The following is a 13,566-nucleotide window of genomic DNA, read 5'->3' on the forward strand; positions in this document are numbered from 1 at the left end:
GGGGGGGCTTGCCCTAATGCCAGTCAGTTAAGGCGACACCGAACCTGTGGCGAGGGAGCTTGCTCCCGCTGGACTGCGCAGCAGTCCCATTGTTTGGGGCCGCTTCGCGCCCCAGCGGGAGCAAGCTCCCTCGCCACAAGTTAATTCTCGCTCCTGCTACTTCTTAACTGACTGGCATTAGGGCTTGCCCCCGATGGCCATAGGTATCTACACAACTAGCATCAGCCTACGGTAACCACGATGCGAAGCGAGTCGCTCTTGATCTTGCTTTTGATCTAGGCGCCCCGTTAAACCACGCTGGCCGCAATTCGACAGTGATTTGGGGGGTAAACCGGCAGGGATGCCGGTTTAGCCGCCCCGCGCCATGGATGGCGCGTGGCGGCGGCCCCCCAAATCAATGTCGGATTACGGGCACACCGAGCCTAAGCGAGGTGCCGAGTGGTGGGGCAAGAGCGTTTTGCTTACTTTTGCTTTTCAAAAGTGAGACGCCGTAAGGGCGGAACCCATAGCAGCCGTTACCGCAGCAACGGATATGTACTCGCTCAGATCCAACATCCTGGTCGGCTGTCAGGCCGTCATCGGGGGCAAGTCGAATCGTCGCACCGCCCTCCCACATTGGATCTGCGCCAGGATCAGAGTGGTTACACCCTGAACTGATCCATCAACCCCTGCTGCTGATTCGCCAGGCTGTTCAACGCCCGGCTCACCCGCGCCGATTCATTGGCCTGTTCCGACAGCGACTCAGTCACATCCCGAATCGTCGCCACGTTGTGGTTGATCTCTTCGGCCACCGCGCTTTGCTCTTCGGCGGCGCTGGCTATTTGCAGGTTCATGTCGCTGATCACGGTCACGGCGTCACCGATCTGGCGTAGCGCGGTGACGGCCTGGCCGACCTGTTCGACGCTGCCTTGGGCCTGGCGGTAGCTGTTGCCCATGGCACCGACCACTTCCTCAGTGCCGCTTTGCAATTGTTCGATCACCACGCGGGTTTCTTCCACCGACTCCTGGGTGCGCCGTGCCAGGTTGCGCACTTCGTCGGCCACCACGGCAAAGCCACGGCCGGCCTCACCGGCGCGGGCTGCCTCGATGGCGGCATTGAGCGCCAGCAGGTTGGTCTGCTCGGCGATGCCGCGAATCACTTCCAGAACCGAGCCGATTTTTTCGCTGCTGCTGGCCAGGCCTTCAACCTGCGCCATGGCCGTACTCATGTCAGCGGCCAGCAGGCCGATGTTGCTGGTGGTCTGATCGATCACGGTCAGGCCATCGCGGGTGGATTGGTCGGCATCGCGGGCGGCTTGCGCTGCCTGGGCTGCGCTACGGGCGACGTCCTGGGCGGTGGCGCTCATTTCGTGGGAAGCGGTGGCCACCTGGTCAACCTGGCGATACTGCTGCTCCATGCCGGCGCTGGTTTCGCTGGCAATCGCGGCGGATCGGTCGGCCGTGCCACGAGCGTCCTGCACCGAGCGTTTGACCTCGGCGATGATCGGCTGCAGCTTGTCGAGGAAACGGTTGAACCAGCCCGCCAGTTGGCCCAGCTCGTCCTGTTTGTCGTAGGCCAGGCGGCGGGTCAGGTCGCCTTCGCCGCTGGCGATGTCCTGGAGCATGTGCGCTACACCGAGGATCGGCCGGGTCACGCTGCGCGCCATCAACCACACCAGGATCAGACCGACCACGGCGGCCAGCAGGCCCAGCCCGAGTTCCAGCAGGGTGCCCTGGGTATTGTCGGCATCCAGTTGGGCCTTGAGCGCCTCGGCCGGCGCCACCAGGACTTTTTTCGGTACGTCCAGCAGCACGCCCCACGGCTTGCCGCCGGGGATCGGGGCAAAGGGCGCCAGCACTTTGAGTTGCTGATCGCTACGCAGGCTGCGGGTTTGTGTGCTGCTGGCCAGGGCCGTGATCAACTCTGCGCCGTTGGCCGTGTCGACTTGGTCCAGGCGCTGGCTGAGCTTGCTGGCGTCCGGGCTGTAGCCGGCAAGCAAGCCGGTGGGGCTGAGGATACTGACGTGGGTCTGGCCGTCGTACAGTTTCTGGCTGGCCTGTTGGCTCACGGCCTGCAGGCTGTTGAGGTTGATGTCCACCGACAGCGAGGCAATGACCTTGCCGTTGACTATCAGCGGAAAGACGATACTGGTCATCAGCACATTCTGCCCGTCGATCACATAAAAGTAAGGTTCGATCACGCACGGCTTGAGGGTGGTGCGCGGGCAGGTGAACCAGGCGTTGGCTTTTTCGCCGCTGGGGCCGACGGAGGTGTCGCTCATGTCGCTTTCGGGCAGCGCCATGGAGGTGATTTTGCCAGGCGTCGGCTGCGACCAGTACAGGGCGAAGCGGCCGGTGTCGTTACTGCCCAGTTCCGCCTGGTTGGCGAACAACTCATCCTTGCCGTCCAGCGCATTGGCTTCGAACACCAGCGACAAGCCAAGCAGGTCGGGGTTGGCCTGGAGCGCGGCCCTGACCTGACGGGTCAGGTCTTCGCGGGTGTCGAAGGCGTCGAGAAAGCGTTTTTCCGCCTGCTCGCGCAAAAACAGCACCTGGCGGGAAAACCCATGGCCGTACTGATAGGCATCCATGAACTGCTGGCGAATGCCCAGCGCCTGCACTTCACCTTGAGCCTCGATGCGCGCCTGGGCGGCCTCATCGAGCATCTGCATGCTGGACGCTTTGACCTGCTCGGAACTCTGCGCCATGCGATACAGCGACAGACCCACCAGCAGGGTCACGATCCCCAGCAGGCAGAGGCCCGCGAGCAGGGTGATTTTCCATTGAATGGAGAGCTGCCTGAGCGACATCGGGACATCCTTTACCTGAATACACATAGAAAATTGTTATCGGCTGCGCTGGTTTTTTCTTTATTCAAACATTCAATTTAACCCTAAAAACGGCGTCGCTTTTTGACATGGCCGCCCGGCTGCTGCAAAGTGCGCGGCCTCTAATAAGACCTCTTTGAGCCCGTACGCCGGCAGCACCTTCAATGGCCGCTGAGGCGCGGGCATGCCTGTCTTTTATGTTTCTGTCTTGAGGTAACCATGATTAACGCTGTTATCGCCGCGGTCGGCACCATGCTGGTGCTCAGCCTGTCCCGCGTGCATGTGGTCATCGCCATCATCGTGGGCGCCCTGGTGGGCGGCTTGACCGGTGGCCTGGGTATCGACGCCACGCTCAAAGCGTTCAACAGCGGTTTGGGCGGCGGTGCGACGGTGGCTTTGTCCTACGCATTACTCGGCGCTTTCGCGGTGGCGATTGCCAAATCCGGCCTGGCCCATGCCCTAGCGGACAAAGCGCTGTTGTTGGTCGATCGCCAGGAAGCCAGCGGCGGCAATCACGTCAAATGGCTGTTGATCGGCCTGTTGTGGGCGGTGGCGATTGCTTCGCAGAACATCCTGCCGATCCACATCGCGTTCATCCCGCTGCTGGTGCCGCCGCTGTTATATGTATTGACCAAACTGCAACTGGATCGCCGCCTGATCGCTTGCGTCATGACGTTCGGCTTGATCACGCCCTACATGTTCCTGCCGGTGGGCTTCGGCAATATCTTCCTCAACCAGATCCTGCTGGCCAACGTGGCCAAGAGCGGCGTGGACATCAGCCAGGTCAACGTAACCCACGCCATGAGCCTGCCCGCGCTGGGCATGGTGGTCGGCCTGCTGGTGGCGGTGTTTATCAGCTACCGCAAAAAGCGCGTGTACGACCTTGAGAAAATCGAGCGTGTCGAGCAGGTGGCGGTGCAGTACAACCCGTTGACCCTGCTGGTCGCCGGCCTGGCGATTGCTTCGGCGTTCATCATTCAGCTGTGGCTGGACTCGATGATCATCGGCGCGCTGGCCGGGTTCCTGATTTTCTCGGTGTCGGGCATCGTGCGCTGGCGCGACACCGATGACCTGTTCACCGAAGGCATGAAGATGATGGCGATGATCGGCTTCATCATGATCGCCTCGTCGGGCTTTGCCGAAGTGCTCAAGGCCACCGGTGATGTGCGCTCGCTGGTGGAGGCCTCGGCGGCGTTCATCGGCCATAGCCGTGGGGTAGGGGCGCTGTTGATGCTGTTGGTGGGGCTGTTGGTGACCATGGGCATCGGTTCGTCGTTTTCCACGGTGCCGATCCTGGCCGCGATTTTTGTGCCGTTGTGCGTGCAACTGGGTTTCAGCCCGCTGGCGATCGTATGTATCGTCGGCACCGCCGGGGCCTTGGGCGACGCCGGTTCACCGGCGTCAGACTCCACCCTCGGGCCGACCTCCGGCCTGAATATCGACGGCCAGCACCATCATATCTGGGACACCGTGGTGCCGACCTTCCTGCACTACAACCTGCCGCTGCTGGCGTTTGGCTGGCTGGCAGCGATGACGCTCTGAGGCGTCCATCGTGGCGAGGGAGCTTGCTCCCGCTGGGCTGCGAAGCGGCCCCAAAAGCTGGCGGGCGCTGCGCACCCGAGCGGGAGCAAGCTCCCTCGCCACAAGAGAGTGCTCTAGAAAATTGACGTTTGGCCGCTAACCTCTCAAGTCGCCCCTAACAAGAGAGAAAAGCCATGCGTCTGAGCCTCAAGGCCAAAGTCCTGACCCTTGCCATAGTGCCGGTGTTGCTGTTCGCCCTGGTGATCAGCCTGACCACCGTGTGGATACTTCAGGGCCAGGCGCGCAACGAAGTGGATGAAACCCGCCAACGTCTGCTCAATGACGCCAAGGCCACGCTGCACAGTTATGTCGAGGTGGCCCTGACCACCATCAAGCCGTTCTACGACGTGGCCGCCCCCGGTGATACGGCAGCGCGGGCGCAGGTGGTCAAATTGCTGTCCAACACCAGCTACGGCAAGGACGGTTATTTCTTCGGCTACGATTCCGAGACCATTCGCCTGTTCAAGGGCAACAGCCCGGACGGCGTGGGCAAGAGTTTCAAGGACAACCGCGACCCCAACGGCGTCTACGTCAACCGCGACCTGGTCAAAGTCGGCAAGGACGGTACCCACTACCTGCAATACAGTTCGACCCAGCCCGGCCAGACCGAGCTGGTGCCCAAGCTCGGCTATACCGAATACCTGCCCAAGTGGGACATGGTCATCGGTACCTCGGTCAACCTGGATGGCATCGATGCTCAGGTTGCGGTGGTCGAGGCCAAGGTAGAGAAACGCATGGAAGGCGTACTGTTGAGCATTCTCGGTCTGGCGGTCGTGGTATTGCTGGTGATTGCCGCCGTCGGCCTGCTGGTGGCCAACACGATCCTGCGCCCACTGAGCCTGATGAAGGCCAACCTGGACGATATCGCCGCCGGTGAAGGTGACCTGACACGCCGCCTGGCCATTACCAGCCAGGATGAGCTCGGCGACCTGGCCGGCGCGTTCAATCGGTTTGTCGACAAGATCCACGGCCTGGTCCGCCAGATCACCGAAATGACCGCGCAACTCACCGGCCTGGTGAGCCAGGTGTCCGAGCAAGCCCAGCGCTCGGAAACCGCTATGGAACGCCAGCGTCACGAAACCGATCAGGTCGCCACCGCGATCAATCAGATGTCGTCCGCCGCCCATGAAGTGGCGCGCAGTGCCCAGGGTGCCGCCGTTGCCGCGCAGCAGACCGATGCCGAGGGCCAGGCCGCCAAGCGTGTGGTGGACGGCAGCATCGCGCAGATTCACGCGCTGGTGAACGATATCCGCAGTAGCGGTGTGTCCCTCGACAGCCTGCAACAGGACGTGTCGTCGATTGTCAGTGTGCTGGGCGTGATTCGCTCGATTGCTGAACAAACCAACCTGCTGGCGCTCAACGCGGCAATTGAAGCTGCGCGGGCAGGGGAGGCCGGACGTGGGTTTGCGGTGGTCGCCGATGAAGTGCGCGCCCTGGCCAGCCGCACCCAGACCAGCACTCAGGAAATCCAGGGCATGATCGACCGCCTGCAAAAAGGCACCGAAGCCGCCGTGGATGCCATGCGCCGCTCCAGCGATGCCGGGGACGGCACATCGGCCCAGGCCAACCAGGCCGGCGCGTCGCTCGACACCATGGCCCAGTTGATCGGCACCATCAACTCGATGAACGCGCAGATCGCCAGCGCCGCCGAGGAACAAACCGCCGTGGCGGAAGAGATCAACCGCAGCGTGCACCAGATTGCCGTGGCGGTGGACAGTGTGGCCGATGAAACCCAGCTCGGCGCCCAGACCTCCCGCAGCCTGGCGGACTTGGGCCAGCGCCTCGGGCAGTTGGTGGGCCAGTTCAGGATCTGACCTACACGTCGCGCATCAGCAAGCCAAACGCCAGGTCCAGCTCGGCCGGCAGGGGCACATACACCGTGTGCCCATCCCCCGGCGCAACCTCGATGGCGTCGCCCTTGGCGTTATGCAAGGTGGCCAGGGCAAAGTGAAAGTTGCCGGCCGGCGTCATCAGTTCCAGCTGATTGCCCACGGCAAAGCGGTTCTTCACCTTGACCTCGGCCAGCTCGCCCCGGCGTTCGCCGGTCAATTCACCGACAAACTGCTGGCGCTCGGAGACGGAGCTGCCGTTCTGGTAGTTCTGGTATTCGTCGTGCACATGGCGGCGCAGGAAACCTTCGGTGTAACCGCGCTGGGCCAGGGATTCGAGGTCGGTCATCAAGCGGCGGTCAAAGGCGCGACCGGCCATCGCATCATCAATTGCGCGGCGATACACCTGGGTGGTGCGCGCACAATAGAAGTGCGATTTGGTGCGGCCTTCGATCTTCAGTGAATGCACGCCCATGCGGGTCAGGCGCTCCACGTGCTGCACGGCGCGCAGATCCTTGGCGTTCATGATGTAGGTGCCGTGTTCGTCTTCGAACGCCGGCATCTGCTCAGTGGGGCGATTGGCTTCCTGCAACAGGAATACCTGGTCGGTCGGCGTGCCGATGCCCAGCGTCGGTTCGAATGCCTGGACGATGTCACCCGTGGCGTTTTCCACCGCCGGGGTGGCCTGGTATTTCCATCGACATGCATTGGTGCAGGTGCCCTGGTTGGCGTCGCGCTTGTTCATGTAGCCCGATAGCAGGCAACGCCCGGAATAGGCCATGCACAGGGCGCCATGGACGAACACCTCCAGCTCCATGGCCGGCACGTGTTGGCGAATCTCGCCGATCTCTTCCAGGGACAACTCTCGTGACAGGATCACCCGGCAGATGCCTTGTTGTTGCCAGAACGCCACACTGGCCCAGTTGACGGTATTGGCTTGAACCGACAAGTGAACCGGCATCTGCGCAAAATGCTGGCGCACCAGCATGATCAGCCCTGGGTCAGACATGATCAGCGCGTCCGGGCCCATGGCGACCACGGGGGCCAGGTCCTTGAGAAAGGTTTTCAGCTTGGCGTTGTGCGGCGCGATGTTCACCACCACGTAGAAACGCTTGCCCTGTGCATGGGCTTCCTGGATCCCGAGGGCCAGGTTGGCGTGGTCAAATTCATTGTTGCGCACGCGCAGGCTGTAGCGCGGCTGGCCGGCGTACACCGCATCGGCGCCATAGGCAAAGGCGTAACGCATGTTCTTCAACGTGCCGGCGGGCGCGAGCAGTTCGGGGGCGATCAGTGGGAGCATGGAGGTGTGAGCCGCAAAAGGCGCGAGGGTAGTGCAGGCCTTGGCGTGGTGCATTGACCCACGTCTAGATAAGCCGATCTATGCTTGTTCGATCAACCAGGGCACTCCCAGGTTTCGCTGCGGACTAAGCAACAGGGCCGACACCGGCCCTGTGCTTTTTTGACATGGATCGGACATGAATCAAACCAACCTGCAATTCAAAACCCTGCTGTTACTGCTGGCCCTGGTGACCGTCGCCTTCATCTGGATATTGCTGCCGTTCTACGGCGCGGTGTTCTGGGCGGTGATCCTCGGCATCATCTTCGCGCCCATGCAGCGTCGCCTGCAGCAGCGCTTTGGCTGGAACCGCAACCTGACCTCCCTGACCACCTTGACGGTGTGCCTGGTGATCGCGATTTTGCCGGTGATCATTACCAGCGCCTTGCTGGTGCAAGAGGGCGCCACCCTTTACAAGAACGTCGAAAGCGGCCAGTTGGATGTGGCCGGTTATATCGAGCAGTTCAAGCATTTCCTGCCGCCGTATTTCCAGCACCTGCTGGACCGCTTCGGCATGGGCAACCTGGAAGGGCTGCGGGAAAAGGTGGTGAAAGGTGCGATGCAGGGCAGCCAGTTCTTCGCCACACAGGCGTTCAGCTTCGGCCAGGGTACGTTCGATTTCCTGGTGAGCTTTTTCATCATGCTCTACCTGCTGTTCTTCCTGCTGCGCGACGGCCCGGAACTGGTACGCAAGGTGCGCACGGCGGTGCCATTGGCCGAGCCGCAAAAGCGCCGCCTGCAACTCAAGTTCAACCGGGTGGTGCGAGCCACGGTCAAGGGCAACGTGCTGGTGGCCGTCACTCAAGGTGCGCTGGGGGGCTTTATTTTCTGGTTCCTGGATATTCCCAGCGCGTTGCTCTGGGCGGTATTGATGGCGTTTCTGTCGCTGTTGCCCGCAGTGGGCGCCGGGATTGTATGGGGGCCGGTGGCCGCCTACTTCCTGTTGAGCGGTTCGATCTGGCAGGGCGTGGTGCTGGCGCTGTTCGGCGTGTTCGTGATCGGCCTGGTGGACAACGTACTGCGCCCGATTCTGGTGGGCAAGGACACCAAGATGCCGGACTACCTGATCCTGATCTCGACGCTGGGCGGCCTGTCGGTGTTCGGCCTGAACGGCTTCGTGATCGGGCCGCTGGTCGCGGCGCTGTTCATTTCCTGCTGGGCGTTGTTCGTGGAAACCAAGCCGCGCGTCAAATTGCCGTTGCCCTAGGCTTCAAGCCTGTAGTTGGCAGCCAGTTGCAGTTGGGCGTCGGATAACGAAGTGAGCGGGCCGCTGATAGGCTCGCCATCGCGTACTACATACCAGCAGGCGAGCAAGCCCAGCTTGCGAAGAGGGGCGGGAACGGCGCTGCCGATGACGGACATGATCTGAACAGTGGGCATAAGTACCTCCAAACGTTATGGAGGTCACCTTACGGTGCGATCGCGCGTAGGAAAAATCACCTGGCTCGATAGTCAACATCAACGGCAGGCGTCAGTCCACCACCTGATCGAGCATGTGCACCACTTCCTGTTCGCTGAGCAGGCCCTTGCGCACCAGGTTCTCTGCCAGCAATGCCAGGAACTTCGCGCTGCGGTGGCCTTCCAGGTGCTTGAGTTCGGTCAGGGCACTATAAACCTTGCTGGATGTGCAGAGGCCAGCGGTGCGATGCGGATTTTGTGTAGGCATGGTCAATCGTCCGTAATTGTTATTGGGTGGACAAGGTCGATAGTGAAACGGGCTCGTGACACAAACATGACAGCGTTCGTACCAGTCGAGCAAGAGGAGATCCCAACCGGATCATGTGGGATTGCCGCCCGAGCATTGTCCTCACAACGACCTTTGCAAGATAAATCCAGACGTTCAAGGCAAAAAAAGGCCCCGCGTGTGGGCGAGGCCTGTTGCATGTACAGCAATGTGTTACCAGCCGTGGCGGTAGTAGCCGTGGGGCGGGCCATAGTAGCCGTAACCCCGTGGCGGGCCGTAATAGACCGGCGCCGGGCGGTAATAAACCTGTTGCTGCACGTACACCGGTGGTGGCGGTGCGTAGTAGACCGGCGGCGGAGCGGCATACACCGGCTGCGGCTGGACGTACACCGGTTGCTGCACATAAACCTCACGCGGCTGGCTGGCAACCACGGAGCCGACAACGGCTGCACCGACAAGAGCACCCAATACGGCCGGGCCGCCCCAACCACCACCGTGGGCGGAGGCTTGGCCTGCCATCGCGAGTGCGCCAATAAGCAAGGCGATCCTGGGGACTTTACGCATCATGGTCATTCCTCGGTTAGCCCCTGCGCTTGTGGTCTGCAATCAATAGACTCAAGGATTGTCGCGGGGATACTTTTAAGACAACGTATTTCTGAAAAACAGCACAGCCGATAGGTAAAGGTTGTGTAAGGTCTGTACCGATTCGCTTACTTCAAGGAGCTACCCATGCAGATGCACCCCAACAAGGACACCCAACTGTGCATGTCACTGTCGGCGCGTCCCGGGAATTTCGGCCTGCGTTTCCATAACCATCTGTATGAGCAGTTGGGCCTGAATTTTTACTATAAAGCCTTCAGCAGCCAGGATCTGCCCGGCGCGATCGGTGGCATACGGGCGCTGGGCATCCGGGGTTGCGGCGTGTCGATGCCGTTCAAGGAGGCTGCCATCGCTTTAGTGGACGAACTGGACGATTCGGTTCAAGCCATCGATTCCCTGAACACCATCGTCAACACCGGCGGCCGTCTCAAGGCCTACAACACCGACTACATTGCCGTCGAGCAACTGCTGAAAAAACACCAGGTACCGAAGGACTCAAGCTTCGCCCTGCGCGGCAGCGGCGGCATGGCCAAGGCCGTGGCCAGCGCCTTGCGTGACGGCGGTTACGCCAATGGCGTGATCGTGGCGCGCAATGAGGTGGCGGGCAGGGCGCTGGCACGTAACCTGGGGTATGAGTGGCAGGCTGAACTGGGCGGGTTGCGTCCACGCATGCTGGTTAACGTGACACCGATTGGCATGACCGGCGGGGCAGAGGCGGATCAGTTGGCGTTCGAGACCGATGCCGTTGATCAAGCCGAGACGGTGTTCGATGTCGTGGCGATCCCCGCTGAAACCCCGTTGATCGTGCGCGGGCGTGCCCAGGGCAAGCGGGTGATTACCGGCCTTGAAGTGATTGCGATCCAGGCATTGGAGCAGTTTGTGCTGTATACCGGCGTGCGTCCTACACCGGAGCAATTTCAGGCGGCCGTGGCGTTCGCCCGCACCTGACGGTTTAAGCGGGGAGCGATGTAGGAGCGAGCTTGCTCGCGAAAAACTCAAGGGCGCCGCGTTTATCCAGAATAAATGCGTTGCCTGGGCGTTTTTCGCGAGCAAGCTCGCTCCTACAACTGGCAGCATGTTCCAAGTTGGATGCTCGTCAGGCCTGTTCCAACTGCGCCAGGCGTTCTTCCAGCGCCGCAATTCGCGCTTCCAGCTCTTCGATACGCTCGACGCAGACGCCCCCGCCGCCGCGCTCCACCGGGTTACCGCGGGCGGCCATAATCGTTTCGATATCCGCCGGGTCCCCCAGCGCATGGGTATACCGGTCCTCGCGCTGCCCCGCCTGGCGCGGCACCAATAGCGCCAGGCCCCGTGCAATCAGGCGTTCGAGCTGATGCACTACCTGCTCGGCGTCCTCAAAGTCATGCATGCGCCCGCTGCGCGTCAGCAACTCATTGACCGTCTGCGGGCCGCGCAGGAACAGCAGCCCGATCAGGATCATTTGCGCGGGCACCAGTTCCAGCGCCTTGTCCACGCGGTGTTCCCAGCGGTCGGCGCGGCTGCCCATGACCAGCCGGGTATAACCCTGGCCTTCCAGCACGCGCAAGCTCTGGCCGACCTGGCCCTGGCTGAGATTGGTCACCGGTTCCCGGCTGGTCTTCTGGTTGCACGCCAGCACCAGGGCGTTGAGGGTCAGGGGGTAGGTTTCCGGGTTGGTCGCCTGTTTTTCGATCAGGCAGCCCAGGATGCGGATTTCCGTGCTGTTCAGGCGCGGCTCAGGCGTGTCGGTGTCGTGCTCGGCGGTCATCGCGCTTTCCCTATGCAGTGAATCCACTAGCCTAAGCCGGAAAAAATAAAAGACAAGCGGCAGGCATGGCTATAATCGTCGCTGGTTCCAACCCTGCCATTACCACGAGACTGACATGACCATTTCCCTGTATGCCGCTTCTATCCCAGTCTTCAAGCAAATGCTCAACGCCCTCAGCGATGTGCTGAACAAAGCCGAAGCCCACGCCACCGCCAAGAACATCGAGCCGAACGCTCTGCTGCAAGCGCGCCTGTTCCCGGATATGTTCGCGCTGGTGCGCCAGGTGCAGATCGCCGTCGACTTCGCCAAGGGCGTTTCCGCGCGCCTGGCCGAGATCGAAGTGCCGAAGTACGAAGACAGCGAAGTCACCTTCGCCGACCTGCAAGCGCTGATCGCCAAGGTGCTGGCCTTCGTCGATACCATCAAGCCCGAGCAGATCGACGGCAAGGAAGGCATCGAAATCGTCACCCGCCCAGGCACCCCGAAAGAGAAGCGCTTCAGCGGCCAGTCCTACCTGCTGACCTACGGCCTGCCGCAGTTCTTCTTCCACGTCACTACCGCTTACGCCTTGCTGCGTCATAACGGCGTTGAAGTGGGCAAGCGTGACTATATGGGCGCTTTCTAAGCACCCACTAAAAAGCCCGGGTGCGTTCTTCAACGAGCGGCCCGGGCTTTTTTACAGCTGGCGTTCAAGCCAACCGTTCATCCTTGTCCAGGCACGCCGCCGCAGTGAACAGCACATCGGTGGACGAGTTGAGCGCGGTTTCCGCCGAATCCTGCAGCACACCGATGATGAAACCTACAGCCACCACCTGCATGGCGATCTCGCTCGGAATGCCGAACAGGCTGCACGCCAGCGGAATCAACAGCAGCGAACCACCGGCCACGCCCGAAGCCCCGCAGGCGCAAATGGCCGCGACCACACTGAGCAGCACGGCGGTGGGCAGGTCTACGGCAATGCCCAGCGTGTGCACGGCCGCCAGGGTCAGCACCGTAATGGTGATCGCGGCGCCGGCCATATTGATCGTAGCGCCAAGCGGGATCGACACCGAATAGGTGTCTTCATGCAGGCCCAGGCGTTTGCTCAACGCCAGGTTCACCGGAATATTCGCCGCCGAGCTGCGGGTGAAGAACGCGGTAATACCGCTTTCGCGCAGGCACAGCAGCACCAGCGGATACGGGTTACGGCGCAGTTTCCAGAAGACGATGGCCGGGTTGACCACCAGCGCTACGAACAGCATGCAGCCGATCAGCACCACCAGCAGGTGGGCATAGCCGAGCAGGGCGCCGAAGCCGGAGGTGGCCAGGGTCGAGGCGACCAGGCCGAAGATCCCCAGTGGGGCAAAGCGGATCACCACGCGCACGATCAACGTCACACCGTTGGACAGGTCATCGAGCACCGTGCGGGTGGTTTCGCCGGCATGGCGAATGGCAATGCCCATGCCGATGGCCCAGGCCAGGATGCCGATGAAGTTGGCATTCATCAGTGCGCTGACCGGGTTATCGACCACGCTCAGCAGCAGGCTTTGCAGCACCTCGCCGATACCGCCGGGGGCGCTCACGGTGGCGTCATGGGTGGCCAGTACCAGGGACGACGGGAACAGCATGCTGGCAACCACCGCAACCACGGCAGCGGCAAAGGTGCCCAACAGATACAGGAACAGGATCGGCCGGATATGGGTTTCCTGGCCGTGTTTATGATTGGCGATAGACGCCATCACCAGCACGAACACCAGGATCGGCGCGACGGCCTTCAGCGCCGTGACGAACACTTTGCCGATAAACCCGGTGGCCTTGGCGGCCTCAGGCAGCAACAGGGCCAGCAGAATCCCGGCGATCAGGCCGATGATAATTTGGGTGACCAGGCTGACGCGCATTAAACGTTGCAGCAGGGAAGGGGCAGCAGTCATAAACAGTTGTCTCTGATTTTTTTAGTAGGGCACAGCATTGCAATGAGAAAGTACTGTAGGCAGCAGGCGCGA

At 61.5% G+C, this 13,566-nt stretch carries 12 protein-coding genes and 2 pseudogenes; 6 read left to right on the forward strand and 8 right to left on the reverse strand.

The genetic code is table 11. The annotated features are described in order from the left end of the window. Nucleotides 1-641: 641 nt before the first annotated feature. Together C4J88_RS28015 and C4J88_RS28020 are read right to left on the reverse strand one after the other, a co-directional pair. Entirely contained in the window at nt 642-1,397 is a 756-nt protein-coding gene (locus tag C4J88_RS28015; protein WP_372237494.1) for a methyl-accepting chemotaxis protein, read from the reverse strand. A gap of 102 nt (nt 1,398-1,499) precedes the next feature. Beyond that, nucleotides 1,500-2,816, reverse strand: a pseudogene (locus C4J88_RS28020) (HAMP domain-containing protein); the annotation flags it as partial. Between the two features lie 213 nt (nt 2,817-3,029). On the opposite strand from C4J88_RS28020, the gene C4J88_RS09320 reads away from it, so the two are divergent. The 3 genes and pseudogenes from C4J88_RS09320 to C4J88_RS28030 all read left to right on the forward strand — a co-directional run bounded on the left by C4J88_RS09320 (nt 3,030) and on the right by C4J88_RS28030 (nt 6,202). After that, nucleotides 3,030-4,349: a Na+/H+ antiporter family protein gene (locus C4J88_RS09320; protein WP_164484581.1), complete on the forward strand. Its 1,320-nt coding sequence runs from the start codon at nt 3,030-3,032 to the stop codon at nt 4,347-4,349. Between the two features lie 173 nt (nt 4,350-4,522). Then, a pseudogene (locus C4J88_RS28025) lies at nt 4,523-5,344 on the forward strand (cache domain-containing protein); the annotation flags it as partial. Between the two features lie 102 nt (nt 5,345-5,446). After that, on the forward strand, nt 5,447-6,202 hold the full coding sequence (locus tag C4J88_RS28030) for a methyl-accepting chemotaxis protein (protein ID WP_370004746.1): 756 nt from the start codon (nt 5,447-5,449) through the stop codon (nt 6,200-6,202). Nucleotide 6,203: 1 nt separating this feature from the next. On the opposite strand, the gene yegQ is transcribed toward C4J88_RS28030, so the two are convergent. Further along, nucleotides 6,204-7,517 (reverse strand): tRNA 5-hydroxyuridine modification protein YegQ, encoded by a 1,314-nt coding sequence (gene yegQ / locus C4J88_RS09330; protein WP_124406810.1) that lies wholly within the window; start codon nt 7,515-7,517, stop codon nt 6,204-6,206. A 175-nt stretch (nt 7,518-7,692) separates the two neighbouring features. On the opposite strand from yegQ, the gene C4J88_RS09335 reads away from it, so the two are divergent. Beyond that, entirely contained in the window at nt 7,693-8,760 is a 1,068-nt protein-coding gene (locus tag C4J88_RS09335) for an AI-2E family transporter (protein ID WP_124362109.1), read from the forward strand. On the opposite strand, the gene C4J88_RS27380 is transcribed toward C4J88_RS09335, so the two are convergent. The 3 genes from C4J88_RS27380 to C4J88_RS09345 all read right to left on the reverse strand — a co-directional run bounded on the left by C4J88_RS27380 (nt 8,757) and on the right by C4J88_RS09345 (nt 9,810). Next, a complete protein-coding gene (locus C4J88_RS27380) occupies nt 8,757-8,933 on the reverse strand; it encodes a hypothetical protein (protein ID WP_164484521.1) in 177 nt (58 codons plus the stop codon). The two genes, C4J88_RS09335 and C4J88_RS27380, sit on opposite strands and share 4 nt — an antisense overlap. A gap of 91 nt (nt 8,934-9,024) precedes the next feature. After that, complete coding sequence (locus C4J88_RS09340) at nt 9,025-9,219, reverse strand: hypothetical protein (RefSeq protein WP_033899765.1); 195 nt, start codon at nt 9,217-9,219, stop codon at nt 9,025-9,027. Nucleotides 9,220-9,450: 231 nt separating this feature from the next. Further along, nucleotides 9,451-9,810: a hypothetical protein gene (locus C4J88_RS09345; protein WP_124362110.1), complete on the reverse strand. Its 360-nt coding sequence runs from the start codon at nt 9,808-9,810 to the stop codon at nt 9,451-9,453. A gap of 156 nt (nt 9,811-9,966) precedes the next feature. On the opposite strand from C4J88_RS09345, the gene C4J88_RS09350 reads away from it, so the two are divergent. Then, nucleotides 9,967-10,785 carry a shikimate 5-dehydrogenase gene (locus tag C4J88_RS09350; protein ID WP_124366535.1) on the forward strand — a complete coding sequence of 273 codons (819 nt, stop codon included), beginning with the start codon at nt 9,967-9,969 and terminating at the stop codon, nt 10,783-10,785. Between the two features lie 148 nt (nt 10,786-10,933). On the opposite strand, the gene C4J88_RS09355 is transcribed toward C4J88_RS09350, so the two are convergent. After that, the gene (locus tag C4J88_RS09355; protein ID WP_124406811.1) at nt 10,934-11,584 is read right to left on the reverse strand and encodes a YceH family protein; all 651 of its coding nucleotides are present in this window, start codon (nt 11,582-11,584) and stop codon (nt 10,934-10,936) included. Nucleotides 11,585-11,699: 115 nt separating this feature from the next. Between C4J88_RS09355 and C4J88_RS09360 the strand changes: the two genes are divergently transcribed. After that, nucleotides 11,700-12,209, forward strand: a complete 510-nt coding sequence (locus C4J88_RS09360; RefSeq protein ID WP_124362113.1) for a DUF1993 family protein — start codon at nt 11,700-11,702, stop codon at nt 12,207-12,209. A 64-nt stretch (nt 12,210-12,273) separates the two neighbouring features. On the opposite strand, the gene sstT is transcribed toward C4J88_RS09360, so the two are convergent. Next, the gene (sstT, locus tag C4J88_RS09365; RefSeq protein WP_124366537.1) at nt 12,274-13,494 is read right to left on the reverse strand and encodes a serine/threonine transporter SstT; all 1,221 of its coding nucleotides are present in this window, start codon (nt 13,492-13,494) and stop codon (nt 12,274-12,276) included. Between the last annotated feature and the right edge of the window lie 72 nt (nt 13,495-13,566).

The organism is Pseudomonas sp. R4-39-08 (assembly GCF_003852275.1).
Classification (GTDB): Bacteria; Pseudomonadota; Gammaproteobacteria; order Pseudomonadales; family Pseudomonadaceae; genus Aquipseudomonas.

Coding starts and splice junctions, on each gene's coding strand:
- yegQ (WP_124406810.1), bottom strand. CDS start 7,517: ATGCTCCCACTGATCGCCCCCGAACTGCTCGCGCCCGCCGGCACGTTG.
- C4J88_RS09335 (WP_124362109.1), top strand. CDS start 7,693: ATGAATCAAACCAACCTGCAATTCAAAACCCTGCTGTTACTGCTGGCC.
- C4J88_RS09345 (WP_124362110.1), bottom strand. CDS start 9,810: ATGACCATGATGCGTAAAGTCCCCAGGATCGCCTTGCTTATTGGCGCA.
- C4J88_RS28030 (WP_370004746.1), top strand. CDS start 5,447: ATGGAACGCCAGCGTCACGAAACCGATCAGGTCGCCACCGCGATCAAT.
- sstT (WP_124366537.1), bottom strand. CDS start 13,494: ATGACTGCTGCCCCTTCCCTGCTGCAACGTTTAATGCGCGTCAGCCTG.
- C4J88_RS09350 (WP_124366535.1), top strand. CDS start 9,967: ATGCAGATGCACCCCAACAAGGACACCCAACTGTGCATGTCACTGTCG.
- C4J88_RS09355 (WP_124406811.1), bottom strand. CDS start 11,584: ATGACCGCCGAGCACGACACCGACACGCCTGAGCCGCGCCTGAACAGC.
- C4J88_RS28015 (WP_372237494.1), bottom strand. CDS start 1,397: ATGGAGCAGCAGTATCGCCAGGTTGACCAGGTGGCCACCGCTTCCCAC.
- C4J88_RS27380 (WP_164484521.1), bottom strand. CDS start 8,933: ATGCCCACTGTTCAGATCATGTCCGTCATCGGCAGCGCCGTTCCCGCC.
- C4J88_RS09360 (WP_124362113.1), top strand. CDS start 11,700: ATGACCATTTCCCTGTATGCCGCTTCTATCCCAGTCTTCAAGCAAATG.
- C4J88_RS09340 (WP_033899765.1), bottom strand. CDS start 9,219: ATGCCTACACAAAATCCGCATCGCACCGCTGGCCTCTGCACATCCAGC.